22 protein-coding genes are annotated in these 21,980 nt (G+C 70.7%); 12 read left to right on the top strand and 10 right to left on the bottom strand.

The genetic code is table 11. From position 1 onward, the window contains the following. Window positions 1–125: 125 nt before the first annotated feature. The 3 genes from ACFYPN_RS19075 to ACFYPN_RS19065 form a co-directional block, all read right to left on the bottom strand. Complete coding sequence (locus ACFYPN_RS19075; RefSeq protein WP_358764045.1) at window positions 126–671, bottom strand: bacterial proteasome activator family protein; 546 nt, start codon at window positions 669–671, stop codon at window positions 126–128. A gap of 262 nt (window positions 672–933) precedes the next feature. Further along, entirely contained in the window at window positions 934–1,740 is an 807-nt protein-coding gene (locus ACFYPN_RS19070; protein WP_389299541.1) for a hypothetical protein, read from the bottom strand. A gap of 301 nt (window positions 1,741–2,041) precedes the next feature. Then, window positions 2,042–3,655, bottom strand: coding sequence for a protein kinase (locus ACFYPN_RS19065; RefSeq protein WP_389299538.1), 1,614 nt, complete (start codon window positions 3,653–3,655; stop codon window positions 2,042–2,044). Between the two features lie 407 nt (window positions 3,656–4,062). Between ACFYPN_RS19065 and ACFYPN_RS19060 the strand changes: the two genes are divergently transcribed. Further along, a complete protein-coding gene (locus ACFYPN_RS19060; protein WP_358764040.1) occupies window positions 4,063–5,706 on the top strand; it encodes a protein kinase in 1,644 nt (547 codons plus the stop codon). A 116-nt stretch (window positions 5,707–5,822) separates the two neighbouring features. Here ACFYPN_RS19060 and ACFYPN_RS19055 read toward each other — a convergent pair whose 3' ends face one another. From ACFYPN_RS19055 to ACFYPN_RS19045, 3 genes are all read right to left on the bottom strand, one after another. Beyond that, entirely contained in the window at window positions 5,823–6,839 is a 1,017-nt protein-coding gene (locus ACFYPN_RS19055) for a phosphotransferase (RefSeq protein WP_358764057.1), read from the bottom strand. A 66-nt stretch (window positions 6,840–6,905) separates the two neighbouring features. Beyond that, on the bottom strand, window positions 6,906–7,331 hold the full coding sequence (locus ACFYPN_RS19050) for a pyridoxamine 5'-phosphate oxidase family protein (RefSeq protein WP_358764038.1): 426 nt from the start codon (window positions 7,329–7,331) through the stop codon (window positions 6,906–6,908). A gap of 76 nt (window positions 7,332–7,407) precedes the next feature. After that, window positions 7,408–8,070 (bottom strand): response regulator transcription factor, encoded by a 663-nt coding sequence (locus ACFYPN_RS19045; RefSeq protein ID WP_358764036.1) that lies wholly within the window; start codon window positions 8,068–8,070, stop codon window positions 7,408–7,410. A gap of 397 nt (window positions 8,071–8,467) precedes the next feature. Here ACFYPN_RS19045 and pdhA point away from each other — a divergent pair, with 397 nt between their 5' ends. The 3 genes from pdhA to ACFYPN_RS19030 are packed head-to-tail and all read left to right on the top strand — an operon-like array spanning window position 8,468 to window position 12,157. After that, on the top strand, window positions 8,468–9,619 hold the full coding sequence (gene pdhA / locus ACFYPN_RS19040; RefSeq protein ID WP_389299534.1) for a pyruvate dehydrogenase (acetyl-transferring) E1 component subunit alpha: 1,152 nt from the start codon (window positions 8,468–8,470) through the stop codon (window positions 9,617–9,619). A 2-nt stretch (window positions 9,620–9,621) separates the two neighbouring features. Beyond that, window positions 9,622–10,602 carry an alpha-ketoacid dehydrogenase subunit beta gene (locus tag ACFYPN_RS19035; protein ID WP_389299531.1) on the top strand — a complete coding sequence of 327 codons (981 nt, stop codon included), beginning with the start codon at window positions 9,622–9,624 and terminating at the stop codon, window positions 10,600–10,602. Between the two features lie 10 nt (window positions 10,603–10,612). Continuing rightward, window positions 10,613–12,157, top strand: coding sequence for a dihydrolipoamide acetyltransferase family protein (locus tag ACFYPN_RS19030; RefSeq protein WP_389299528.1), 1,545 nt, complete (start codon window positions 10,613–10,615; stop codon window positions 12,155–12,157). 224 nt (window positions 12,158–12,381) lie between these two features. On the opposite strand, the gene ACFYPN_RS19025 is transcribed toward ACFYPN_RS19030, so the two are convergent. Further along, on the bottom strand, window positions 12,382–12,813 hold the full coding sequence (locus ACFYPN_RS19025; protein WP_389299525.1) for an ATP-binding protein: 432 nt from the start codon (window positions 12,811–12,813) through the stop codon (window positions 12,382–12,384). A gap of 232 nt (window positions 12,814–13,045) precedes the next feature. Here ACFYPN_RS19025 and ACFYPN_RS19020 point away from each other — a divergent pair, with 232 nt between their 5' ends. The 3 genes from ACFYPN_RS19020 to ACFYPN_RS19010 all read left to right on the top strand — a co-directional run bounded on the left by ACFYPN_RS19020 (window position 13,046) and on the right by ACFYPN_RS19010 (window position 14,555). Further along, a complete protein-coding gene (locus ACFYPN_RS19020) occupies window positions 13,046–13,924 on the top strand; it encodes a helix-turn-helix transcriptional regulator (RefSeq protein ID WP_358764026.1) in 879 nt (292 codons plus the stop codon). A 2-nt stretch (window positions 13,925–13,926) separates the two neighbouring features. Next, window positions 13,927–14,109 carry a DUF397 domain-containing protein gene (locus ACFYPN_RS19015; protein WP_358764024.1) on the top strand — a complete coding sequence of 61 codons (183 nt, stop codon included), beginning with the start codon at window positions 13,927–13,929 and terminating at the stop codon, window positions 14,107–14,109. A gap of 173 nt (window positions 14,110–14,282) precedes the next feature. Next, window positions 14,283–14,555, top strand: coding sequence for a DUF397 domain-containing protein (locus ACFYPN_RS19010; protein ID WP_358764055.1), 273 nt, complete (start codon window positions 14,283–14,285; stop codon window positions 14,553–14,555). A 51-nt stretch (window positions 14,556–14,606) separates the two neighbouring features. Here the strand turns inward: ACFYPN_RS19010 and ACFYPN_RS19005 are convergent, their stop codons facing one another. The 3 genes from ACFYPN_RS19005 to ACFYPN_RS18995 form a co-directional block, all read right to left on the bottom strand. After that, a complete protein-coding gene (locus ACFYPN_RS19005) occupies window positions 14,607–14,921 on the bottom strand; it encodes a DUF6980 family protein (protein ID WP_389299522.1) in 315 nt (104 codons plus the stop codon). A 143-nt stretch (window positions 14,922–15,064) separates the two neighbouring features. Continuing rightward, entirely contained in the window at window positions 15,065–15,892 is an 828-nt protein-coding gene (locus ACFYPN_RS19000) for an alpha/beta hydrolase (protein WP_389299519.1), read from the bottom strand. Window positions 15,893–16,135: 243 nt separating this feature from the next. Then, window positions 16,136–16,636 carry a DUF1203 domain-containing protein gene (locus ACFYPN_RS18995; protein ID WP_389299516.1) on the bottom strand — a complete coding sequence of 167 codons (501 nt, stop codon included), beginning with the start codon at window positions 16,634–16,636 and terminating at the stop codon, window positions 16,136–16,138. Between the two features lie 183 nt (window positions 16,637–16,819). Here ACFYPN_RS18995 and ACFYPN_RS18990 point away from each other — a divergent pair, with 183 nt between their 5' ends. From ACFYPN_RS18990 to ACFYPN_RS18970, 5 genes are all read left to right on the top strand, one after another. Further along, window positions 16,820–17,947, top strand: coding sequence for a YihY/virulence factor BrkB family protein (locus ACFYPN_RS18990; RefSeq protein WP_389299515.1), 1,128 nt, complete (start codon window positions 16,820–16,822; stop codon window positions 17,945–17,947). 96 nt (window positions 17,948–18,043) lie between these two features. Further along, complete coding sequence (locus tag ACFYPN_RS18985; protein ID WP_358764015.1) at window positions 18,044–18,634, top strand: phosphatase PAP2 family protein; 591 nt, start codon at window positions 18,044–18,046, stop codon at window positions 18,632–18,634. A 156-nt stretch (window positions 18,635–18,790) separates the two neighbouring features. Next, window positions 18,791–19,282: a phage holin family protein gene (locus ACFYPN_RS18980; RefSeq protein ID WP_358764013.1), complete on the top strand. Its 492-nt coding sequence runs from the start codon at window positions 18,791–18,793 to the stop codon at window positions 19,280–19,282. Beyond that, window positions 19,279–19,875, top strand: coding sequence for a DUF3618 domain-containing protein (locus tag ACFYPN_RS18975; RefSeq protein WP_358764011.1), 597 nt, complete (start codon window positions 19,279–19,281; stop codon window positions 19,873–19,875). Before ACFYPN_RS18980 ends, ACFYPN_RS18975 begins: the two co-directional genes overlap by 4 nt. 177 nt (window positions 19,876–20,052) lie before the next feature. Beyond that, entirely contained in the window at window positions 20,053–21,951 is a 1,899-nt protein-coding gene (locus tag ACFYPN_RS18970; RefSeq protein ID WP_389299512.1) for an alpha-glucosidase, read from the top strand. Window positions 21,952–21,980 lie beyond the last annotated feature (29 nt).

Genomic DNA, 21,980 nt, shown 5'->3' with positions numbered 1-21,980 from the left:
ATGCGCATCGGACGGGTCGTGCGGGCCGGGCTCTGCCGGACACTGTCTACAGGTACGGACGCCTACGAGTACGGACGCCCACGGGTACGGACACCTACAAGTAAGGGCGCCCACGGGTACAGGGCCTACAGGTACGGGCCGGAGCGGATCGCGCCGTGCGGGTCGCCGGCGACTCCCTCTTCGTCGCCGGAGCCGGGCGGCAGCGCGCGCCGCATCTGCTCCAGCTGGGCCCGGGCCGCCATCTGCTGGGCGAACAGGGCGGTCTGGATGCCGTGGAACAGGCCCTCCAGCCAGCCCACCAGCTGGGCCTGGGCGATCCGCAGCTCGGCCTCCGAGGGGACCGACTCCTCCGTGAAGGGGAGCGAGAGGCGTTCCAGCTCCTCCACCAGCTCCGGCGCGAGTCCGTCCTCCAGCTCCTTCACGGAACTGGCGTGGATCTCCTTGAGCCGGACGCGGCTCGCCTCGTCGAGAGGTGCAGCTCTGACCTCCTCAAGAAGCTGCTTGATCATGCTGCCGATGCGCATGACCTTCGCGGGCTGTTCGACCATCTCCGTCACTGGGACCTCGCGGGACTCGTCGCCACTGGCACCGCCGCCGACAGCCATTCCGTCCTGTCCCACCACGAGGACCTGGGGGTGCTCCTGCGACCGGTCATTCCTCGGCATCTCCATGCCGCCATTGTCTCGCACATGCTCCGCACAGAAGGGTGGTGCCCCTTCTTAGGCGTGATCCACCGTCCCCCGCGCATCTGATACGTACCTGAATGCGTGATCGGTCCCCCCGGATGTCCCGGCGGATGACCGGGTGAGGACCCCGTTCGGCCCCCGTTCGCCCGTGTCCACGCCTCCACCCGCCGCCACGCCTCCACCCGCTTCCACGCCTTCGGCTGCGTCGACCGTGTCAGTCCCGCGTCAGTCCCGCGTCAGTCCCGCGTCAGTCCGCGCGGCGCATGCGGACGCCGAGGAAGAGCAGACCGAGGCCGACCAGGGTGATACCGCCGCCCAGGGAGAGCCCGTGGAGCCGTTCGGCGCCCCGGACGCTCAGGGCGTACTGCCGATTCGCCGGCACGGGTTCCGAGGGCGGGAAGGGCGGTGCGGTGGAGACCGGGGCGGGCGGGGGAACCGCCTCGTCGTCCTCCAGAGCGGCGACGGCCGACGCGAGCTCCTCAGGGGTCAGCGACCGCCCGGGGCGTACCCGGCCCTCCCCGGCAGGCCGCCCGGCGAACGGTGCCCCGCCCTCCGACGGCCTGGTTGACGGACTGGCCGAGGGGTTACCCGACGGGTCCAGGGACGAGGACGGCCCCACGGACGGTCGCCCGGACCGATGGACGGACGGGGGGACCAGCGGGTCGGCCGGGGGCGTGATCGTGGTGGGGCCCGTGGAGATGCTCGCGTCGACTCCGCCCGCCGGGGCCGAGGCGGCGGAGGCCGGGCGGCCGGAAGCCGGTGCGTAGAAGTCCGGCGAAGGCCACCCCGGGGGCGGCTCGACCCCCGGGGAGTGGCGGGTGGACGGAGCGGGCGGCGCGGGAGGGGCCCGGTACGGCAGGTGCGCGGCGGGTGCACGCGAGACGGGGGGAACGGAGGGAACGGCGGCGGTGGCGTCCGTACGCGGGGAGGCGGAGGCGGCCCCACCGGCCCCACCGGCCGTCTGCATCGGCACGGCGGTCAGAGTGGCGAGCAGGAGACAGGCCAGCGATCTCGACAGCCACGGAGACCGCGAGGGCGGAGGACCTGGAGCCATGGGATCAGCGTCACACGCCCCCACCGTCCCGGCATCCCGGATCGACGGATGTCATCCGCCGCGGTGACGGCACGTCCCCGTCTCACCCGAACGGCCGGTCAGGGCCCCGCACAGATGGCCGATCCGCCCGGTGCGGTCCGTGGACAGAACACCTAGTGCCGCCAGCGCCGTGCCCGGCAAGCTTTGCCCCGTCGCGGTGGTCGGCACGCGCACTCGCTGCGTTGACCAGAAGCCCTGGTAGCTCCGCTACAAGGACTTCCGGCCGCCTTGCGATCGCACGCACCGACCACCGGGCGCGGCACTAGCTCGGGTCCCCCGTGGAGACGCTCACCTCGATGTGGGCGCTGTCCGGATCGATGGCCGTACCGGCGGTCGGGAACTGCTTGACGATCTGGTCCTCGGCGTAGGTGTTGCCGGGTTCCTCGATCACCTTGAGGGTCCACCCTGCGGCGTCGGCGCAGGCCTTGGCGGAGAGCAGGTCCTTGTAGACGAAGTCCGGTGCGGAGACCTTCTCCGGGTCGCGGACGTCCGTGCTCGGACGGGTGCACTTGTCGGTGTTCATCGTCCGGTTGCGCTCGGGGCCCTTGTGCTGCCCCGCGACCGCCGGCGCGCTGCTGCCGGAGCCGTCGGTGGCCTCCGGTTCCTCGTCCCCGCCACGGTTGGTCAGGTAGACGGCCAGCAGGCCGACGACGGCGACGAGCGCGACGGCGACGGAACCCAGGACCGCCGCGTTCCGCCGGGGCTTGCCACCGCCGTTCCCCGTGCCGGTACCGCTGCCGGTCGCGGCGACGGCGTACGGCGGCGGGGTCTGCTGGTACGCCGCGGGGGCCGGCTGCGGGTAGCCGTAACTCGGCGTGGGGGTCGGGACCCCGTACGGGCCGGGATGCTGCGGTTGCTGGTGCGCCGGGTACGGGGTCTGGATGCCGTACGGGGTGGGCGGGGAGTGCTGGTCCACCGGCGGGAAGACCGCCGCGCCGACGCCCGACCCGCTGTTGGGGGGACCGCCGGCGACGATCACCGGGGCGGCGGCGTGGCCCGAGGCGCTCAGCACCCGGAGGACCTCGTCGCGCATCGCTACGGCGCTGGGGAAGCGTTCGTTCGGGTTCTTCCGCAGCGCGCGGGCGACGAGCGCGTCCACCGCCGGGGAGACCGCCCGGTTGAGGGTGGACGGGGTCGCGGGCTGCTCCTGCACGTGGGCGTACGCGATGGCGAGCGGTGAGTCCGCGTCGAAGGGGAGGCGCCCGGTGAGCAGCTGGAAGAGCATGACGCCGACCGAGTAGAGGTCGGAGCGGGCGTCCACGCCCCGGCCGAGGGCCTGCTCGGGGGAGAGGTACTGGGGCGTGCCGACCACCATGCCGGTCTGGGTCATCGAGGTGACGCCGGACTGCATGGCGCGGGCGATGCCGAAGTCCATGACCTTCACGACGCCACGCTTGGTGATCATGACGTTGCCGGGCTTGATGTCGCGGTGGACGAGCCCCATCTCGTGGCTGGTCTCCAGGGCGGCCAGCACGTCGGCGGTCACCTTGAGGGCCTTGTCGGCGGGCATCGCGCCCTGGGTGGCGATGTCCTCGCGCAGCACCGAGCCGAGCGGCCGGCCCTCCACGTACTCCATGACGATGTACGGCATCAGGGCGCCGCCGAGTTCGTCCTCGCCGGTGTCGAAGACGGAGACGATGTTGGGGTGCTGGAGCTTCGCGACGGCTTGGGCCTCGCGGCGGAAGCGCTCGCGGAAGGACTGTTCGCGGCCGAGCTCGGTGTGCAGGGTCTTGATCGCCACCTGGCGGTCGAGTGCCGCGTCGTAGGCGAGGTAGACGGAGGCCATGCCGCCTTCGCCGAGAAGATCACGGAGCTGGTACCGGCCACCGGCGACGGCTCCGCCCGCGTAGCGCCCCTGCGAACCGTCCTGGCTCATGACGTGTCTCCCCCTCGGCGCGCTGGTGCGCGTGCCCCATGTTTTCGCGGGTGTTCGCGGGTATCGCGGAAATCTGTCCGGAAACTTGGGTGAACAGAGAGCGCCGGTGCCCGGAAATCCGCGAAGATCCGTACCTGGGGCAAGTCTGCCCGAGGGGTGGGAGACGTCAAGCCAGGTGCCGGTTCCGTGACCCTGACCACACGAACCGTCTCGGAAGCGTTACAGGAACCGCCCGGAATGTGCCCGTGCGGCACACGAGGCGATCGGATGACCGGTTTCGCTCGGGACCGAGGGGCGCGGCGGAGGCTGTAGCGTGGCGTGGCAATGCAGCTGCCCATTCAGCTGATGCAGGTACCAGGCACCGTGAGGACCCGCGGACGCGCGGACAGATACGACGGCGAGGACTGATGGCACCCGATTCCGAAGCAAACGGCGGCGGAGTCTCGGATGGCACCGACTCCTGGGGCGTCGGCGGCGTCGTCGGGGACGGCCGTTATCGGATGACCCACCGCCTCGGCAGGGGTGGAATGGCGGAGGTCTACGCGGCGGAGGACGTCCGTCTCGGACGTACGGTCGCGGTGAAGCTGCTCCGTTCCGATCTCGCCGAGGACCCGGTTTCCAAGGCGCGGTTCACCCGCGAGGCGCAGTCGGTGGCGGGGCTCAACCACCACGCGATCGTCGCCGTGTACGACTCCGGCGAGGACACGGTGGGCGGTCAGACCGTCCCCTACATCGTGATGGAGCTGGTCGAGGGCCGCACCATCCGCGAGTTGCTGCTCAGCGCGGAGGCGCCGCCTCCCGAGCAGGCGCTCATCATCGTCTCGGGTGTGCTGGAGGCGCTGGCCTACTCGCACCAGCACGGCATCGTGCACCGGGACATCAAGCCGGCGAACGTCATCATCACGAACTCCGGTGCCGTCAAGGTCATGGACTTCGGCATCGCCCGCGCGCTGCACGGCGCGCAGTCGACGATGACGCAGACCGGCATGGTCATGGGCACGCCCCAGTACCTCTCTCCGGAGCAGGCGCTCGGCAAGGCCGTGGACCACCGCTCCGATCTGTACGCGACCGGTTGTCTGCTCTACGAACTGCTGGCGCTGCGGCCCCCGTTCACCGGTGAGACGCCGCTCTCGGTGGTGTACCAGCACGTCCAGGACATCCCGCTGCCGCCTTCCGAGGTCTCGGAGGACGTGCCGCCGGAGCTGGACGGTCTGGTGATGCGTTCGCTCGCGAAGGAGCCGGACGACCGGTTCCAGAGCGCCGAGGAGATGCGCGGGCTGGTCCAGTACGGCCTGCAGATGCTTCAGGTGCAGGGCAGCCACACCGGTACGTGGAACACCGGGCCGGTCGGCGGGTACGAGGGTGGTCAGACTCCCGCGCAGGGTTTCGCCGGTTCGACCCAGGTGATGGGGGCCGGCGGTTACGCGTCGCACGGGGAGACCTCGAAGGGCCCGATCCTGCCGCCGGTGAACCCGGAGGACGGCGGCTACGGCGGCGGGTACAACTCCTACGACGGCGGTCAGGGGAACGGCGGCGGCAAGAGCAAGGTGTGGCTCTTCGCGGTGCTGGCGCTGGTCGCGATCGGTATCGGGATCGCCATCGCCGTCAACGCGGCGAGCGGCAGTGACACCGAGAAGGGCCGGGTGGAGCAGCCCACCTCGTCCTCGCCGTCCCCGGACGAGACCTCGGCCCGGCCGAGCGACGAGCCGAGCGAGCAGACGCAGGCGCCCGCGGACTCCTCGGACGGCCAGTCGGACTGGTCCCAGGAGCCGACCTGGACGCCGACGCCGACGGAGTCAAAGCCTTCGGACTCGCCGAAGCCGACGCAGACGACGGAGGCACCCTCGACGTCGACCGGTGGTGACGAGTCCGGCTCCACGGGCGAGACGTCCGAGGAGCCGAGCACCGATCCGACGGACGACGGCGAGGGCGCCAGTTCGCTGGGCGGCACGGGCATCATCGGTGGCGGCAACTCCACGACCGGTTCCAGTGGCGACGCCACCACCGGCTCCACCGACGCGCAGGGGACGACGACCGGCAGCACCACCTGACCGGGGCCGCCTGACCGGCACCACCCGCCCGCCACCACCCGACCGGGCCCCCGACCGGCCCCCCGATCGGGCCCGCCTGATCCCGGGACTCCGTCCGGGGCGGGCGTGGGGGCCGCTCAGCCGGTGAACGCCTCGTTCACCGCCTCGTACTCCCGGGTCCACCACACCACCAGGGCCGACACCGCAGGGAACTGCGGGTCGGCCCTTCGGTCTCCCAGGGCGTAGCGCCAGCGCAATATCCAGAAGTCGTTGAGCCGCTCCCACCAGACCCGGTGCACCGCGGCCGCGAGTTCCGCCGAGCCGGCCCCGGCGGCTTCGCGGTAGGCGCGTGCGTACGCCCTCACCTTCTCCAGCTCCAGTTTTCCGGCCGGCTGGACGAAGAAGATGGCGGCCGCGCGTACCGCTTCCTCGGCGCGCGGCTGTACGCCGAGCCGGTCCCAGTCGACGATCGCCACCGGGTCGCTGCCCCGGTAGAGCAGGTTCAGCGGGTGGAAGTCGCCGTGCACCCAGCCGTGGGCGGGGCCCACGGGAGTGGGCGGGCGGCGGTGGGCGTGACGTTCCAGCAGTGCCCGGCGTTCGACGAGGCGGTGCACCGCCAGCTCGTCGAAGGCGTCCAGCGGGGTGTCGCGGGGGCGTACGCCGCGTGCCGCGTCGAGCAGCTCGTCGATGAGGGCGAAGGTGTCGGCCGGATCGGGGCTGCCGTGCCCACGCCGTGTGGGCGGTGTGCCGCTGCCCGGGCCCATGACCTGTTCGAGACCCGTGTGTACGGCTCCGAGGAGCGCCCCGAGACGTTGCGACTGGGCGGGGGTGAGCTGGGCGCCGATCCGGTGGCGGCCGTCGACCCACGGGTGCAGGGCGAAGCAGTGGCCGTCGATCACGGTGACGGTCTCGCCGTCCGCGTCGGCCAGCGGTGGGGCCACGGGGACGCCGATCGACTGGAGGCGCTGGGTCGCCCGGTGCTGACGGGCGATGAGGGAGCGTTCGCCGGTGGCGTCGTCCAGGTGCTGCTTGTCCAGGTGGTGCTTGAGGAAGTACGCGCCGCGCGTGGTGGAGACGCGGTATCCGTGGTTGAGCAGTCCCTTGGTGATCGGCTCGCAGGCGAGCGGTTCACCGACCGCGGGATAGCGGCGCATGACCTCGCCGACCGGAGGCTGGGGAGGATGGGTTACATATGAGCGCGGCACTTACCAGATGGTAGATCACACAACGTGGCCCGGATGCGGACTTGAATTCCAGCCCAGAGTGTGCACAGAGGCGAACTGCGGGTGCAGTCGGAGGTACACCGGATCAAAGGCCTCGCCGTTGACCTGCGCGGGCAGCGGGCCGAAACGGCCGCGCGGTGCGCGGGCGGTATCGAGCAGTTCGGCGGTGCCGGTGAACTGCACGGCCCACAGGCCCAGGTCGCCCGGGGAGGCCGTGTTCAGGTTGTCGGCCCCGTAGGTGACGACGCTGCCGTCGCAGGCCTCGTGGTGGCCGAATCCGGCGTGCATGCGCAGCACGACGTGCCCGTCGTGCACGACGTGACGGGCGAGTGCCAGCAGCGGGAGCGCACGCATGCTGGTCGCCAGCCGGCCGTACGGGACCCGGTCCAGCAACTCGATGGCCTGCGATTCCTCTGGAGACATGTTCTCCACTGTCCGATGGCGCCACGGCCGTGCGTAAGGGCCGGCGGCCCCGTGGGTACCGGGTCCAAGGTCCCCGTCAGCGGCGCTCTTCGGCCTGGATCCGAGCGACGTACGCGGCGGCCTGCGAGCGGCGCTCCATGCCGAGCTTCGACAGCAGGCTGGAGACGTAGTTCTTGATGGTCTTCTCCGCGAGGTGCAGGCGCTCCCCGATGACCCGGTTGGTGAGGCCCTCGCCGATCAGGTCGAGGATCTTGCGTTCCTGGTCGGTCAGGTTGGCGAGCCGGTCGTCGCCCTTGCTGTCCTTGCCGTCGCGCAGCCGGGCCAGTACCCGGGCGGTGGCCGCCGGGTCGAGGAGTGACTTTCCGGCCGCCACGTCACGTACCGCGCTCAGCAGTTCGTTGCCCCGGATCGCCTTCAGTACGTACCCGGAGGCCCCGGCCATGATCGCGTCGAACAGGGCCTCGTCGTCCGCGTACGAGGTGAGCATCAGGCACTTGATGTTCTCGTTCTGGGAGCGGATCTCCCGGCACACCTCCACCCCGCTGCCGTCCGGCAGGCGCACGTCCAGGACGGCCACGTCGGGGCGGGTGGCGGGGATGCGGACCAGGGCGTCGGCGGCGGTACCGGCCTCGCCGACGACCTCGATGTCGTCCTCCACCGCGAGCAGGTCGTGGACGCCCCGGCGGACCACCTCGTGGTCGTCGAGCAGGAATACGGTGATTTTTCCGTCTTCGGACACATTTGCAGTCTCACACACTCCGCTCCGGTCCGCCCTTCCCTGCTTCTCCGTGCTCCTCCCGTGCTCCTCCATGGTCTTCTTTGCTCTTCCCTGCGGGGACCCCCCGGGATAACGTGCCGTTGTTCCGGCGGCCTGCCAGGCTGTTACCAGCGCTGTGACCAGCGAGCATTCGGATTTTCGCGATTTACTTGGAAATCCAAGCAAAAACGCAGGTCAGAGAGGGTTTCGCGTATACGCGACCCACTGGGTAACGTGCCTGTGACAGGGTGCTCGCCGGGGCACCTGTCACGCCTGTTCCCGGCCGAGCGGCACCCACCCCGTGCACGGGTCCGGACACAGGCGAGCCGCACTGGTTCCCGGCAGACCCCGGGGTCCGGACCGACGGAGGAGCACGCACGTGACCGTGGAAAGCACTGCCGCGCGTAAGCCGCGACGCAGTAGCAGCAGGCGCACCAGCGCCGCGAAGGCACCACAGAGTTCCGAGCCCCAGCTCGTACAGCTCCTCACCCCCGAGGGCGAGCGTGTGGAGCACCCCGAATACAGCGTCGACCTCTCCCCCGAGGAGATGCGCGGGCTGTACCGGGACATGGTGCTCACCCGCCGATTCGACGCCGAGGCGACCGCCCTGCAGCGCCAGGGCGAGCTGGGCCTGTGGGCCTCGCTGCTGGGCCAGGAGGCCGCGCAGATCGGCTCGGGCCGGGCGCTGCGCGACGACGACTACGTCTTCCCCACCTACCGCGAGCACGGTGTCGCCTGGTGCCGGGGCGTGGACCCGACGAACCTGCTCGGCCTCTTCCGCGGTGTGAACCACGGCGGCTGGGACCCGAGCAGCAACAACTTCCACCTGTACACGCTCGTCATCGGCTCGCAGACCCTCCACGCCACCGGTTACGCCATGGGCGTCGCCAAGGACGGTGCCGACTCCGCCGTGGTCGCGTACTTCGGTGACGGCGCCACCAGCCAGGGCGACGTGGGCGAGGCGTTCACCTTCGCCGCGGTCTACAACGCCCCGGTCGTCTTCTTCTGCCAGAACAACCAGTGGGCGATCTCCGAGCCCACCGAGCGCCAGGCCCGGGTGCCGCTCTACCAGCGTGCCCAGGGCTACGGCTTCCCCGGCGTCCGCGTCGACGGCAACGACGTGCTCGCCTGCCTCGCCGTGACCAAGGCGTCGCTGGAGCGGGCCCGCCGCGGTGAGGGCCCCACCCTCGTGGAGGCGTTCACGTACCGCATGGGCGCGCACACCACCTCCGACGACCCGACGAAGTACCGGGCCGACGAGGAGCGCGTCGCGTGGGAGGCCAAGGACCCGATCCTGCGGCTGCGCACGTACCTGGAGAAGCAGAAGTTCGCGGACGACGCCTTCTTCACCGCCCTGGAGCAGGAGAGCGACGCTCTCGGCAAGGGGGTGCGTGAGGCCGTCCGCGCGATGCCGGACCCCGGCCCCCTGTCCATGTTCGAGCACGCGTACGCCGACGGGTCCTCGCTCGTCGACGAGGAGCGCGCCGAGTTCACCGCCTACCAGGCATCGTTCGCCGAGGAGGGGAACTGACCATGGCCGCGGAAAAGATGTCCATCGCGAAGGCACTCAACGAGTCGCTGCGCCACGCCCTCGACACCGACCCCAAGGTACTGATCATGGGTGAGGACGTCGGCAAGCTCGGCGGCGTCTTCCGGATCACCGACGGGCTCCAGAAGGACTTCGGTGAAGGACGGGTGATCGACACCCCGCTCGCCGAGTCCGGCATCGTCGGCACGGCGATCGGCCTGGCCCTGCGCGGCTACCGTCCGATCGTCGAGATCCAGTTCGACGGCTTCGTCTTCCCCGCGTACGACCAGATCGTCACGCAGCTCGCGAAGATGCGCGCCCGTTCGCTCGGCAAGATCAAGCTGCCCGTGGTGATCCGCATCCCCTACGGCGGCGGCATCGGCGCGGTCGAGCACCACAGCGAGTCGCCCGAGGCGCTCTTCGCGCACGTCGCCGGTCTGAAGGTCGTCTCGCCGTCGAACGCGCACGACGCGTACTGGATGATGCAGCAGGCCGTCCAGAGCGACGATCCGATCATCTTCTTCGAGCCGAAGCGGCGGTACTGGGACAAGGGCGAGGTCGACACCGAGGCCATCCCGCTCCCGCTGCACCGGGCGGCCACGGTCCGCGAGGGCAGCGACCTCACGCTCGTCGCGTACGGGCCGATGGTGAAGGTCTGCCTGGAGGCTGCCGCGGCCGCCGAGAGCGAGGGCCGGTCGGTCGAGGTCCTGGACCTGCGGTCGATGGCCCCGATCGACTTCGACGCCGTCCAGGCCTCGGTCGAGAAGACCGGCCGGCTGGTCGTCGTGCACGAGGCCCCCGTCTTCTACGGTTCGGGCGCGGAGATCGCCGCCCGGATCACCGAGCGCTGCTTCTACCATCTCGAAGCACCGGTCCTGCGTGTCGGCGGCTATCACGTCCCGTACCCGCCGGCCCGGCTGGAGGACGAGTACCTGCCGGGTCTCGACCGGGTGCTCGACGCCGTCGACCGCTCGCTGGCGTACTGAGGAGAGGGTCGTGACGACGATGACCGACACATCGGTCCGCTTCCGCGAGTTCAAGATGCCCGACGTGGGCGAGGGCCTCACCGAGGCCGAGATCCTCAAGTGGTTCGTCCAGCCCGGTGACACCGTCACCGACGGCCAGGTCGTCTGCGAGGTGGAGACCGCCAAGGCGGCCGTGGAGCTGCCCATCCCGTTCGACGGGGTGGTCCATGAGCTGCGCTTCCCCGAGGGCACCACGGTCGACGTGGGCCAAGTGATCATCTCCGTGGACGTGGCGCCCGGTTCGCCCGCCGAAGCGCCCGCGCAGGCACCGGTCGCCGATGCCTCCGCCGCCCCCGCCGTCTCCGCTCCGGTGGAGCCCGCTGCCGCCGCTGCCGCCCTGCCGGAGGAGGCGCCCACGGGCCGCCGGCCCGTGCTGGTCGGTTACGGCGTCTCCGAGGGCTCGACCAAGCGCCGCCGGCGTAAGGGCGCCGAGCCCGCCGCCCCGGAGACCGTGTTGAACGGCGAGGGTGCCGGTGCCGCGCAGGCGGTGGCCAAGAGCCGTCCGCTCGCCAAGCCCCCGGTCCGCAAGCTCGCGAAGGACCTCGGCATCGACCTGGCCGCGGTCACCCCGACCGGCCCGGACGGTGTCATCACCCGCGAGGACGTGCACGCCGCGGCCGCTCCGGCCCCGGCCGCCGCTCCGGCCCCCGTGGCCGTCAACGGCACGGCCGCCGCCCGGACGGAGTCGCTCGACGAGAACGCGCCGTACGACACCGCGCCTTACGACACCACGCCGTACGACACCACGTCGGCCGAGGCCGCCCCGGCAGAGACCGCTCCGTACGGTCAGCCGCCGGTGGCCGCGGTGCCGGGTACGCGGGAGACCCGCATCCCCGTCAAGGGGGTACGGAAGGCCATCGCGCAGGCGATGGTCACCAGCGCCTTCACCGCGCCGCACGTCACCGAATTCGTCACGGTCGACATCACCCGCACGATGAAGCTCGTCGCGGAGCTGAAGGAGGACAAGGACCTCGCCGGGGTCCGGGTCAACCCGCTGCTCCTGATCGCGAAGGCCCTCCTCGTCGCGGTCAAGCGCAACCCGGGCGTCAACGCCGCCTGGGACGAGGCCAACCAGGAGATCGTCCAGAAGCACTACGTGAACCTGGGCATCGCCGCCGCCACCCCGCGCGGGCTGATCGTGCCGAACATCAAGGACGCGCAGGACAAGACCCTGCCCGAACTCGCCAAGGAGCTCGGCGAGTTGGTCACCACCGCCCGCGAGGGCAAGACCTCCCCGGCGGTGATGGCGGGCGGCACGCTCACCATCACCAACGTGGGCGTCTTCGGCGTCGACACCGGCACTCCCATCCTCAACCCGGGTGAGTCGGCGATCCTCGCGATCGGTTCGATCAAGCTCCAGCCGTGGGTCCACAAGGGCAAGGTGAAGCCCCGTCAGGTCACCACGCTGGCGCTGTCGTTCGACCACCGGCTGATCGACGGTGAGCTGGGTTCGAGGTTCCTGGCGGACGTCGCCGCGATCCTGGAGCAGCCGAAACGGCTGATCACCTGGGCCTGACCGCCCCTCCCGATATGAAGGTGGGCCCGCACGCAGCAGCGTGCGGGCCCACCGCCATGTGCGGCCGATGCGGGCGCGGGAGACGTACCGCCCGACCGGGTGGTGGGCGTCCCCACTCCACCGTAACGAACGGGATAATGACCCCTTTTACGCCCCGAAGGGCTGAGCCGACGCGCTGCCGTGCCGCGTGGTCCCCCGCAGGGCCACGTGGCACGCCCATGTGGTCAGTGAGCCGGAGCCAGCCGCAGCTCGGCGAAGACGGTCTTGCCGACCGTGCGGTGCTCGATGCCCCAGGTGTCGGCGATGTGCGCCACGATCAGCAGGCCCCGGCCGTAACAGTCGGTATCGACGGGCTTGCGGGTGTCGGGCAGTCGTTCCGCCCGAGGATCGCTGACCTCGACCCGCAGGGCGGTCGCGGTGATCAGAAGGCGGACGCGGAAGAGCCGTCGTTGCAACCCGCCGTGCAGCACCGCATTGGTGGCCAACTCGCTGACGAGTAGGGCCACATCGTCGGCAAGCTCGTCATACCCCCACTCCGCGAGGAGCCGCGCGGCCCGGCGCCGGCTGAGTGAGACGTTGCCGGGCGTGGGCGTGTAGCTGAGCACGTCCTCGTGAAGGACGGGCTCGGGGGCGGGGATCTCCTGAGTGGGCGTCATGGACACGTACCTCCGTGGAAACGGGCGGTGGCGTTGCCGGGCCGGCGGCCGGGCCGGTACCTCTCCGGGCGCAGGGCAGGACGGTGCGCCTCCGCCGTTCGGCTCCGCTGAGCGAGCGGTTGGGGACTGAACGTAGCGACCCTGGAGCGCTGGGCACAAGTGAAACGGAGACAATTGTCCCCAACGGGGGAACGTTCTCGACGCCTACGTGACAGGGCGCCACACTGGCTCCGTGAATCGAGCAACCCAACTCGGGAACCGGACCTCAACCGTTCTGGGCCGCAGGCTCGGGAGCGAGCTGCTTCGCCTGCGGGACGCGTCCGGGAAAACGCAGCAGCAGGCCGCGCAGACGATCAGTGCGACCAACTCGAAGATCGTGAAGATGGAGCGAGGATGGGTCCCGATGCGGGACCCGGACATCCGCACGCTGTGCGAGTTCTACGGCGCCGACGATCCCAAGCTCATCAGCCGCTTGATGGAGCTGGCCGGGCTCGACCGGGAGCGCCGCAAGGCGAAGGGCTGGTGGAACCAGTATCCGGAGCTGCGCTCGCTGGTCGAGTACGTGGCGCTGGAGGACATCGCCACCGGCATCCGCACGTGGCAGGGCGCGTTCGTGCCCGGCCTGCTTCAGACACCGGACTACGCGAGGGCCCTCGCGGTGGGCAATGCCGAGTGGCGGGAGCCGGAAGAGATCGAGCGCTTCGTCGAAGCGAAGGTGGCCCGCCAAGCCCGTCTTGCGGATGACCCGCCCCTCGCGCTGTGGGCGATCATCGGAGAGGGCGCGCTGCGGCAGTTGGTCGGCGGCCGTGAGGTGATGCGTAACCAACTTGCACGACTTGCCGAAGCATCGCAGGAGCCACATGTCACCGTGCAGGTTGTCCCGTTCCTCGCAGGGTCCCATCCGGGGATGACCAGCGCGTTCAGCGTTGTTTCCTTCGCCGAACCGGGGGCGCTGGACGTGGTTTACATGGACACCACGTCGTCTACGCTGTGGTTGGAGAGCGAGACGGACGCCGCACGTCACAACGTCACGTTCGGCCGGATTGCAAGAAGCGGACTCGCTCCCCGCGATTCCATCGCTCTGATAGAGCGTATTCGCAAGGAGTTGTAGCTGTGCCCCACTTCGAATTCGTCAAGTCCAGCTATAGCAGCGGAGATGGCGAGTGCGTCGAAGTGGCCCGCAACATCCCTGGGGCCGTCGCGTTCCGCGACTCCAAGTGCCCTGATGGCCCAGTACTCGTCATAGCCCCCCGCACATGGGAGTCGTTCCGGTGGGCTGCGTGCCGCGTGGAATGACCTGCTGCTGACGGACTGCTCATTCGTCAGGTCAGCCCCCTGCGGCGGGAGCGCTGCCGAACAGGGAGGCAGGCGGGCCGACTCTGTTCAGTTCATTGAAGGCAGCGCAAAGGGATTGGGCAAGCGGAGTCGTACCAGTCACGCCGCGTGAGGCTTGGGACGAGTGCGACGAGGTGGGGTGCGTCTACGGCCCGCAGGTACTGAGCATTGCTCATCGACGGCAGCGTAAGGGGGATGAGCAAGTGAAGCCGGACCAGTTTTCGAAGTCCAGCTACAGCGGGGGGAATGCCGGTCAGGAGTGCGTCGAAGTCGCCCACAACGGCCCCGACTCCGTAGCGATCCGTGACTCCAAGGGCCCCGGCGGCCCCGTCATTGTGGTCAGCCTGGCGGCTTGGGCGGCCTTCGGTGCCGACCTGGGCCGGAGTGAGGTCCGTCCGTCTCGGTGAACGGACCTCGTACGGAAGGGGCGGCGTAGTGACGGCAGCGACCGACCCCGCTCAGTCCCGGGACGGGTAGGTGAGCCAGCGGTCGTCCTGGAACGCGGCGGGGATCTCGTCCTCCCCCGGATCGATTCCACGGCGCTCCAACGCGTCGAACCATCGGTCGCGCTGGGATTCGGGGAGGCGCCGTCCGCACCACGGGCAGAAGTCGATGCTGATCGCCGAGGTACCGCCGTCGTGGATGATCAGCTCGTACTCCTGGAACCGGGCATCGAAGGTGACCAGCGTGTCCGGGCAGGCGAAGGGGTCGTCGTGCTGGGCGCAGTCCACGTTCGCGTAGCGGGTCATCGTCTCGCAGCAGTGATCGGCCATGGCCTCGGTCTCTCTCGGCAGTGGGCGTTACGGGCGGCCGGCGGTCCGCCGCCCGGAAGGCAGCGTCGGGCGGTGCAGCCCGGCAGCAACCGCGCGCCCGCGGCGCCCGGCCGGAAAGCTGCCGGGCGCCGCGACCGCTCGGATCAGTGCTGTGAAGTGACAGTCCGGGAAGTGACAGTCCGGGAAGTGACCGTCCGGCCGAAGTGCCGGGCGAAGAATTCGACCGCGGCGGCGCTCTCGAACCTGGGCTGCTCCCCCTGTTTGCCGGCGTTGGCGTGCAGGGTCTTCTCCTCCGAGGCGAAGGCGTGGAAGAGTGCGAGGGCGTCCTCGCGCGCGATGTGCTCGTCGTCCCACTGCATGCTGAACTCGACCGGGACGGTGATGTGCTTCGCCGTTTCGACCACGGACTCGGACCAGTACAGACCGAAGACCGCGGCCGTGATCCGGGAGTCGGCCGCCACGAGCGGCATCCCGAACGCGGTGCCCATCCGGACGCCGAAGAAGCCGACCGGTCCGCCGGTGCCGATCTCCGGGAGCTCCTGGAGCGCGTCCAGGGCCGCCCGCATCTCGGGCAGGGCGCGGGCCGCCAGGTGCTCGTTGAAGCGCACGACGATCGGCATCACCGACTCACCCGCCGCCCTCGCCCCGGCCAGTGCGGCCCGCTCCTGCTCGTCGTGGTCCGTGCGCGGCCGGTCGCCGTGGCTGGGCGCGTCGAGGACGGCGACGTGGAAGCCGCAGCCGTTCACGAAGAGCCGGGCACGGTTGGCCATCGCCGGGTGCTTCTTGTCGTTGCCGCCGGCGTGGGCCATCAGGATCAGGGGCGCGGGATCGGCCGAGGCCGAGGCGGAGCCGGAGACGGAGGCGGGGGACCAGAGGACACCGGGGACGTCGCCCACGGTGAAGTCACGTTCGAGCACGCCGTCCGAGACGGACTCGGCGGTGAAGTGGAGAGAGTGCGTCTGAGGATGCATGGTGTTGCCCTTCGGGAGTGCCTTGTGTTCGAGGCGCTCCCGGCGACACCTACGTCAATCGCCCGACCGTGACGGCAGGGGGAGCACCCACATCGATACAGCGTTCATGGGTCTCACCTCCTGGGACAGCGTCGCGGTCGACGGTAAAAGTATCAGCGCGAGCCGGTCCCGCCCAATTCTTTTTCCGCGCGGATCACGGATCACGAATCACGGATCACATGCGCGGCCCCCGGGACCGGGGCGCTACCGCCGCCGGACCTCGGCCATGAAGCACCCGTACTCCACCGCCCGTACGTGGACCAGCGCCACGGCAGGGTCCGCGAAGACCTCGCGCAGGACGCCGTCCACCTCCGCCGCGCGCTCGCGCGGGATCTCGACGAGGCGCCCGCCGAGGATGTGCCCCCGGGCGTCGTAGGCCCGAAGGACACGCCGCTCACCGTGGAGTTGAGCCGGGTAGCCGGGCCCGGACACCGGGCCGCCGCAGCTCTCGGCGTGCAGGAAGACCGGGCCGCACTCGTCGTACGGTCCGGGCTCGGCGCCCGTCTCACGCGCCCAGCGGCGCAGCGGGGCGTACGAGACGAGGACGATCCGTTCGCCCGCCTCGCTCCGCCGGAGGCAGCAGCGGAGCGGGGCGCCGCCCTCGGGGTCGGTGGTCGCCTCCCGGGTGTGGCCGGCGTCGTCCTGGAGCCGGAGCTGGTCCGCAGTCGCGGGGGTGATGGCGTGTACCTCGTACGTCGTGGTCATGGGTCCAGGGTCCCGGCGCGGAGCCCGAGGCGCTGGCGGGAATCGGACGTGACGTTTTCCGGCGTGCGGCGGCCCTCGCTTCCCACCGCCTCGTCGGTCTCCGGAGGCCGAATGTTCCGTACTTCTCCCACCGGGGCGGGCGCAGGGCCGTTTCCGATCCGGCGACGGGGTTACTCGTGAGTCATGGCACCGACCCCCACATCACCCCAGGACAATGAAGAATCCGCCGGGTACCACCGTTCCGGGCACCAGAGCTCCGGCGAGTACGCCGGCGAATACGCCGACGCGGGCGTCGGCAAGGACGTGCGCGGGCTGCGGCCCACGACCAGCGAGAACGTCGGGCCCGGCCCGGAGGTGGAGCGCAACGCTCCCGACGCCCCGACCGGCATGCCGAAGAGGTCGTGGTGGGCGGTGCTGAAGCGGACGGCGAAGGAGTTCAAGGACGACGAGCTCACCGACCGCGCCGCCTCCCTGACCTACTACGGCATCCTCTCGCTCTTCCCGGCCCTGCTGGTGCTGGTGTCGATCCTCGGTCTCGCCGGGAAGTCGACCACCCAGAAGGTCATGGACAACCTGCAGAAGCTCGCCCCCGGGCCGGCGCGGGACCTGCTGTCCGACGCCGTGAAGCAGTTGCAGGGCAACGGCGGGATCGGTTCGGCCATGGCCGTCCTGGGACTCGTGCTGGCGGTGTGGTCGGCCTCCGGCTACATCGCGGCGTTCATCCGCTCCTCCAACGCCGTCTACGACGTCCCGGAGGGGCGCCCGGTGTGGAAGGTCCTGCCGCTGCGTCTCGTGCTGACGGTGATCCTGATGGTGATGGCGGTGGTCAGCGCGCTGATCGTGGTCTTCACCGGCCCCCTCGCGCGACGGGCGGGCGACACGCTCGGCGTCGGGGACACCGCGTTGACGGCGTGGTCGATCGCCAAGTGGCCCGTACTGGCGCTGCTGGTCATCCTCATGATCGCGATCCTCTACTGGGCCGCCCCCAACGCACGCGGCCGCGGCTTCCGCTGGGTGACGCCGGGTAGTTTCCTGGCGCTGCTGATCTGGCTGGTCGCCTCGGCGGGCTTCGCGCTCTACGTCGCCAACTTCGCTTCGTACAACAAGACGTACGGGGCCCTCGCGGGGGTAATCGTCTTCCTGGTGTGGTTGTGGATCACCAATCTGGCGATTCTCCTCGGCCTCGAATTCGACGCCGAGATGAGCCGGGAGCGTGCCATCGTCGGCGGACTTCCCGCGACCGAGGAGCCGTACGTCGAGCCGCGCGACACCAGCAAGTGGTCCGACGAGGACCGCCGCAGGCTGGGCTGAACCCACGGTGCGACCGCCCCGGGAACGGCCCGACATAGCCCCGGTGGCGGCCCGTCCGGGCCTGGGACCCATGACGAGCAGAAGGACGGGACATCGGTGTACGGGACAGCGAGCGACGGTACGACCCTGCGGCACGCGACGGGGCTCGATGCCCTGAGGGAGGGCGATCGCCGGCTGGTCCACCGCGTGGCGCGGTGGAGTTCGCACCTGACGCGGGAGGTGCTGCCCGCCGTGGAGTCGGCGGCCGAGCACACCAAGCTGTGGTGGGCCGCGGCGGGCGCCATGGCCGTGCTCGGCGGCCCGCGTCAGCGGAAGGCGGCGGTCGCCGGGCTGGCCGCCATGGGACTCGCGGAGTTCCTCTCCAACGGGGTGGGCAAGCAGCTGTACGAGCGGCGCAGACCGCCGGCCGAGCTGATCCCGCACGACGGTGTCCACGACCGCCCGGACAGTTCGTCCTTCCCGTCCGGTCACACCGCTGCCGCGGTGGGGTTCACCGCGGCGGTGGCCGGTGTCTCGCCGCTCCTGGGGGGTTTCTGCGCCGTTCCGGCCGCCGCCGTGGCGGTCGAGCGGGTGCAGTCGGGGGCGCACTACCCGACCGATGTGGCCGCCGGTGCGGCTCTGGGGCTGGCGAGCGCGTGGGTCATCCGCCGTGTTCCGAAGCTGTGGTGGCAGCGGCTTCCTCTCTGAGACGCGGCGCGCGGGGAGAGTGCGCGGGAGGAATGCGCATGGGGCGGACTCCCGGGGGTAACCGCCTTTTAGATGCATTCATGACAATCCAGAAATATGTGGTGGGCGACCGCCCCTCCCGAGGGGCGACGCCGCGAGGGAAGGCGGGCGAACGTCATGAGCACGGTTGAGCACACCGCCGGGCGGGACGGGTACGGCCACGGCGGCACCGCGATCGGCGGCACCCCGACCGGTGGTACCGGCCCCGAAGGCAGCCGCCGGGCCGGGGACGCCTCGGTCGGGGCGCTGGTGACCCAGGCGTCGCAACAGCTCTCGCAGCTGGTACGGGACGAAATGCGCCTGGCGCAGGCGGAGATGACCCAGAAGGGCAAGCGGTTCGGGCTGGGCGGCGGCCTCTTCGGTGGTGCGGCGACCGTGGGTTTCCTCGCCCTGGGTTCCCTCGTCGCCGCAGCGATCGCCGGACTGGCCACCGCGCTTCCGGTGTGGGCCTCGGCGCTGATCGTGTGCGCCGTGCTGGCGGCGGTCGCCGCGGTCCTGGCCATGAAGGGCAAGAAGGAAATCGCCCTGGCCACCCCGCCCAAGCCCGAGCGGGCGATCGACAACGTCAAGGCAGACATGGCAGAGATCAAGGAGAAGGCGCACCGATGAGTGAGACGCCCCAGCACCAGCACCAGAACCAGCACCAGAACCAGCCGCAGGACCTGGTCCCGCCCACGCCCCACCCCGAGGCCCAGCCCCGGCCCGACGAGGCCCAGACCCCCGAGCAGCTGCGTCGGAACGCCGAGGCGACCCGCCAGCAGCTCGGCCAGACGGTCGAGGCCCTCGCGGAGAAGGCCGACGTGAAGGCCCAGGTCCAGCAGAAGGCGGAGAACGCCAAGGCCCAGGCGCAGGTGAAGGCCTCCGAAGCCAAGGTGCAGGCGCAGCTCAAGGCGGCTGAGGCCACGGCGCAGGTGCGGGAGAAGGCCGCACAGGCCAAGGACCAGGCGGCCAGAATCGCCCGGGACGCGCAGGAGAAGCTTCCGCCGCCGGTGGTGGACAAGGCGGCACGCGCCAAGGACCGGATCACCTCGGCGGCCTCGGCCGTGGCGGCCAAGGTCGAGGAGAAGACCCCGGACGCGTTCGCGGAGAAGGCCGGCCGTGCGCAGCAGGCCGTCGGTCGCCGGCGCGGACCGCTGCTCGCGGTGGCCGCCGTCGTCGTGCTGCTGGTGGTCCGGAAGCGCAGGGCCGCAGGGAAGCGGTGACACCATCGTCCCCCGCCGGGAAGCCCCCGGCGGTGGCGACGCCGTACCGAAGGGCCGGACCCGGACTCGTAGGAGCCGGGGCCGGCCCTTCTGCTCTGCACGGGCACTACGGACGCCGTTCCCCGGGCAGAGGTAACCCGGGGCGGCGGCCTCTCGTACCGAAGCGGAGGAGCGGCGATGACCACTGACGCGGAGATGACAACTGACGCGGAGATGACACCCGGGACGGCGACGGCACCCGGGCCGTGGCCGGAGGCGCCACCCGGGACGGCGACGCCACCGGAGACGGCGACCCCACCCGGGCCGTGGCCGGAGGCGCCACCCCGGAGCGATACCGTCGAAGACCCGGAGTGGTGGAAGTCGGCCGTCGTCTACCAGGTCTATCCGCGCAGCTTCGCGGATTCCGACGGTGACGGGATCGGCGATCTGGACGGCATCACCAGCAGGCTCGACCACATCGCCGGCCTGGGGGCGGACGTGGTCTGGCTCTCCCCGGTGTACCCGTCGCCCCAGGCCGACAACGGCTACGACATCAGCGACTACCAGGACATCGACCCCGTCTTCGGTGACCTGGAGGCCTTCGACCGCCTGCTGGCCGCCGTGCACGCGCGGTCCATGAAACTGATCATGGACCTGGTGGTCAACCACACTTCGGACGCGCACCCGTGGTTCCAGGAGTCGCGTGTCCCCGGCAGCCCCAAGCGGGACTGGTACTGGTGGCGTCCGGCGCGCGAGGGCCGGGAGCCGAACAACTGGGGCTCGTTCTTCTCGGGCCCGGCGTGGAGTCACGACGAGGTGGGCGGGGCGTACTACCTCCACCTGTTCGCGCCGGGGCAGCCCGACCTCAACTGGGAGAACCCGCAGGTGAGGGAGGCCGTTTACGCGATGATGCGCTGGTGGCTGGAGCGGGGCGTGGACGGCTTCCGGATGGACGTCGTCAACCTCATCTCCAAGGACCCCGCCCTGCCGGACGGGGCGGCCACCGAGAACGGCCCGTACGGCGACGGCTCGGCGCACTACGTCTGCGGCCCGCGCATCCACGAGTACCTCCAGGAGATGCACCGCGAGGTGATGGGCCGCTACCCGGGCCGGCTGCTCAGCGTGGGTGAGATGCCCGGGGTGACCGTCGAGCAGGCCCGGCTCTTCACCGACCCGCGCCGGGCCGAGCTCGACATGGTCTTCCAGTTCGAGCACGTGGGGCTGGACCACGGGCACGGCAAGTTCGACCCGCGCCCGCTGCGGCTGACCGATCTGAAGGCGTCCCTGGGGCGCTGGCAGGAGGGCCTCGCGGACGTCGGCTGGAACAGCCTGTACTGGAACAACCACGACCAGCCCCGCGTGGTCTCCCGGTTCGGCGACGACGGCCCCCGCCACCGCACCCGTTCCGCGAAGATGCTGGCGACCGTGCTGCACCTGCACCGGGGCACCCCGTACGTCTACCAGGGCGAGGAACTCGGCATGGCCAACGCCCCGTTCGCCACCATCGACGACTTCCGGGACATCGAGTCGCTGCACCACTACGCCGAGGCCCTGCGTGCGGGCGCCCGGCCCGAGGACGTGCTGCCCGGGCTGCGGGCGATGGGCCGGGACAACGCGCGTACCCCCATGCAGTGGGACGCCTCCCCGCAGGCGGGGTTCACCACGGGGACCCCGTGGCTCCCGGTCAACCCCGACCACACCGAGGTCAATGCCGAGGCGGCCGAGGCGGACCCCGACTCCGTCCTCCACCACTACCGGCGGCTCATCGCCCTGCGCCACGCCGAACCGGCCGTCGTGCACGGGGACTTCACGATGCTGCTGCCGGACGACGAGCGGATCTACGCGTTCACCCGCAGCCACGGCCCAACGACCCTGCTGGTCCTCGGGAACTTCACCGGCGAGACGGTGAGCGTGGACCTGGCAGGAGCAGGAGCAGGAGCGGGGGCGGGAGCAGGAGCAGGAGCGGGGGCGGGAGCAGGGCTCGCGGGGTGGGAGGGGGCCGAACTCCTCCTCGGCAACGGTCCGTCGGCGACTCCCGAGCCCGGACGCCTGGTGCTCGCTCCCTGGGAGGCGAGGGTGCACCGCCGCGTCGGCTGAGTCCGGACCCGGGGGCGCCGCGACGATGA

Origin of the sequence: Streptomyces sp. NPDC005576 (assembly GCF_042871745.1) — a bacterium.
GTDB lineage: Bacteria > Actinomycetota > Actinomycetes > Streptomycetales > Streptomycetaceae > Streptomyces.
This window is presented reverse-complemented; position numbering and strand designations above follow the sequence as displayed.

Excerpts from the sequence above, each read along its gene's own strand:
- ACFYPN_RS18975 (WP_358764011.1), top strand. The coding sequence starts at position 19,279 with ATGAGTGAGACGCCCCAGCACCAGCACCAGAACCAGCACCAGAACCAG.
- ACFYPN_RS19035 (WP_389299531.1), top strand. The coding sequence starts at position 9,622 with ATGGCCGCGGAAAAGATGTCCATCGCGAAGGCACTCAACGAGTCGCTG.
- ACFYPN_RS19070 (WP_389299541.1), bottom strand. The coding sequence starts at position 1,740 with ATGGCTCCAGGTCCTCCGCCCTCGCGGTCTCCGTGGCTGTCGAGATCG.
- ACFYPN_RS19050 (WP_358764038.1), bottom strand. The coding sequence starts at position 7,331 with ATGTCTCCAGAGGAATCGCAGGCCATCGAGTTGCTGGACCGGGTCCCG.
- ACFYPN_RS18995 (WP_389299516.1), bottom strand. The coding sequence starts at position 16,636 with ATGACCACGACGTACGAGGTACACGCCATCACCCCCGCGACTGCGGAC.
- ACFYPN_RS19065 (WP_389299538.1), bottom strand. The coding sequence starts at position 3,655 with ATGAGCCAGGACGGTTCGCAGGGGCGCTACGCGGGCGGAGCCGTCGCC.
- ACFYPN_RS19055 (WP_358764057.1), bottom strand. The coding sequence starts at position 6,839 with ATGCGCCGCTATCCCGCGGTCGGTGAACCGCTCGCCTGCGAGCCGATC.
- ACFYPN_RS19025 (WP_389299525.1), bottom strand. The coding sequence starts at position 12,813 with ATGACGCCCACTCAGGAGATCCCCGCCCCCGAGCCCGTCCTTCACGAG.
- ACFYPN_RS19000 (WP_389299519.1), bottom strand. The coding sequence starts at position 15,892 with ATGCATCCTCAGACGCACTCTCTCCACTTCACCGCCGAGTCCGTCTCG.
- ACFYPN_RS19005 (WP_389299522.1), bottom strand. The coding sequence starts at position 14,921 with ATGGCCGATCACTGCTGCGAGACGATGACCCGCTACGCGAACGTGGAC.
- ACFYPN_RS18970 (WP_389299512.1), top strand. The coding sequence starts at position 20,053 with ATGACCACTGACGCGGAGATGACAACTGACGCGGAGATGACACCCGGG.
- ACFYPN_RS19060 (WP_358764040.1), top strand. The coding sequence starts at position 4,063 with ATGGCACCCGATTCCGAAGCAAACGGCGGCGGAGTCTCGGATGGCACC.
- ACFYPN_RS18980 (WP_358764013.1), top strand. The coding sequence starts at position 18,791 with ATGAGCACGGTTGAGCACACCGCCGGGCGGGACGGGTACGGCCACGGC.
- ACFYPN_RS19075 (WP_358764045.1), bottom strand. The coding sequence starts at position 671 with ATGGAGATGCCGAGGAATGACCGGTCGCAGGAGCACCCCCAGGTCCTC.
- ACFYPN_RS18990 (WP_389299515.1), top strand. The coding sequence starts at position 16,820 with ATGGCACCGACCCCCACATCACCCCAGGACAATGAAGAATCCGCCGGG.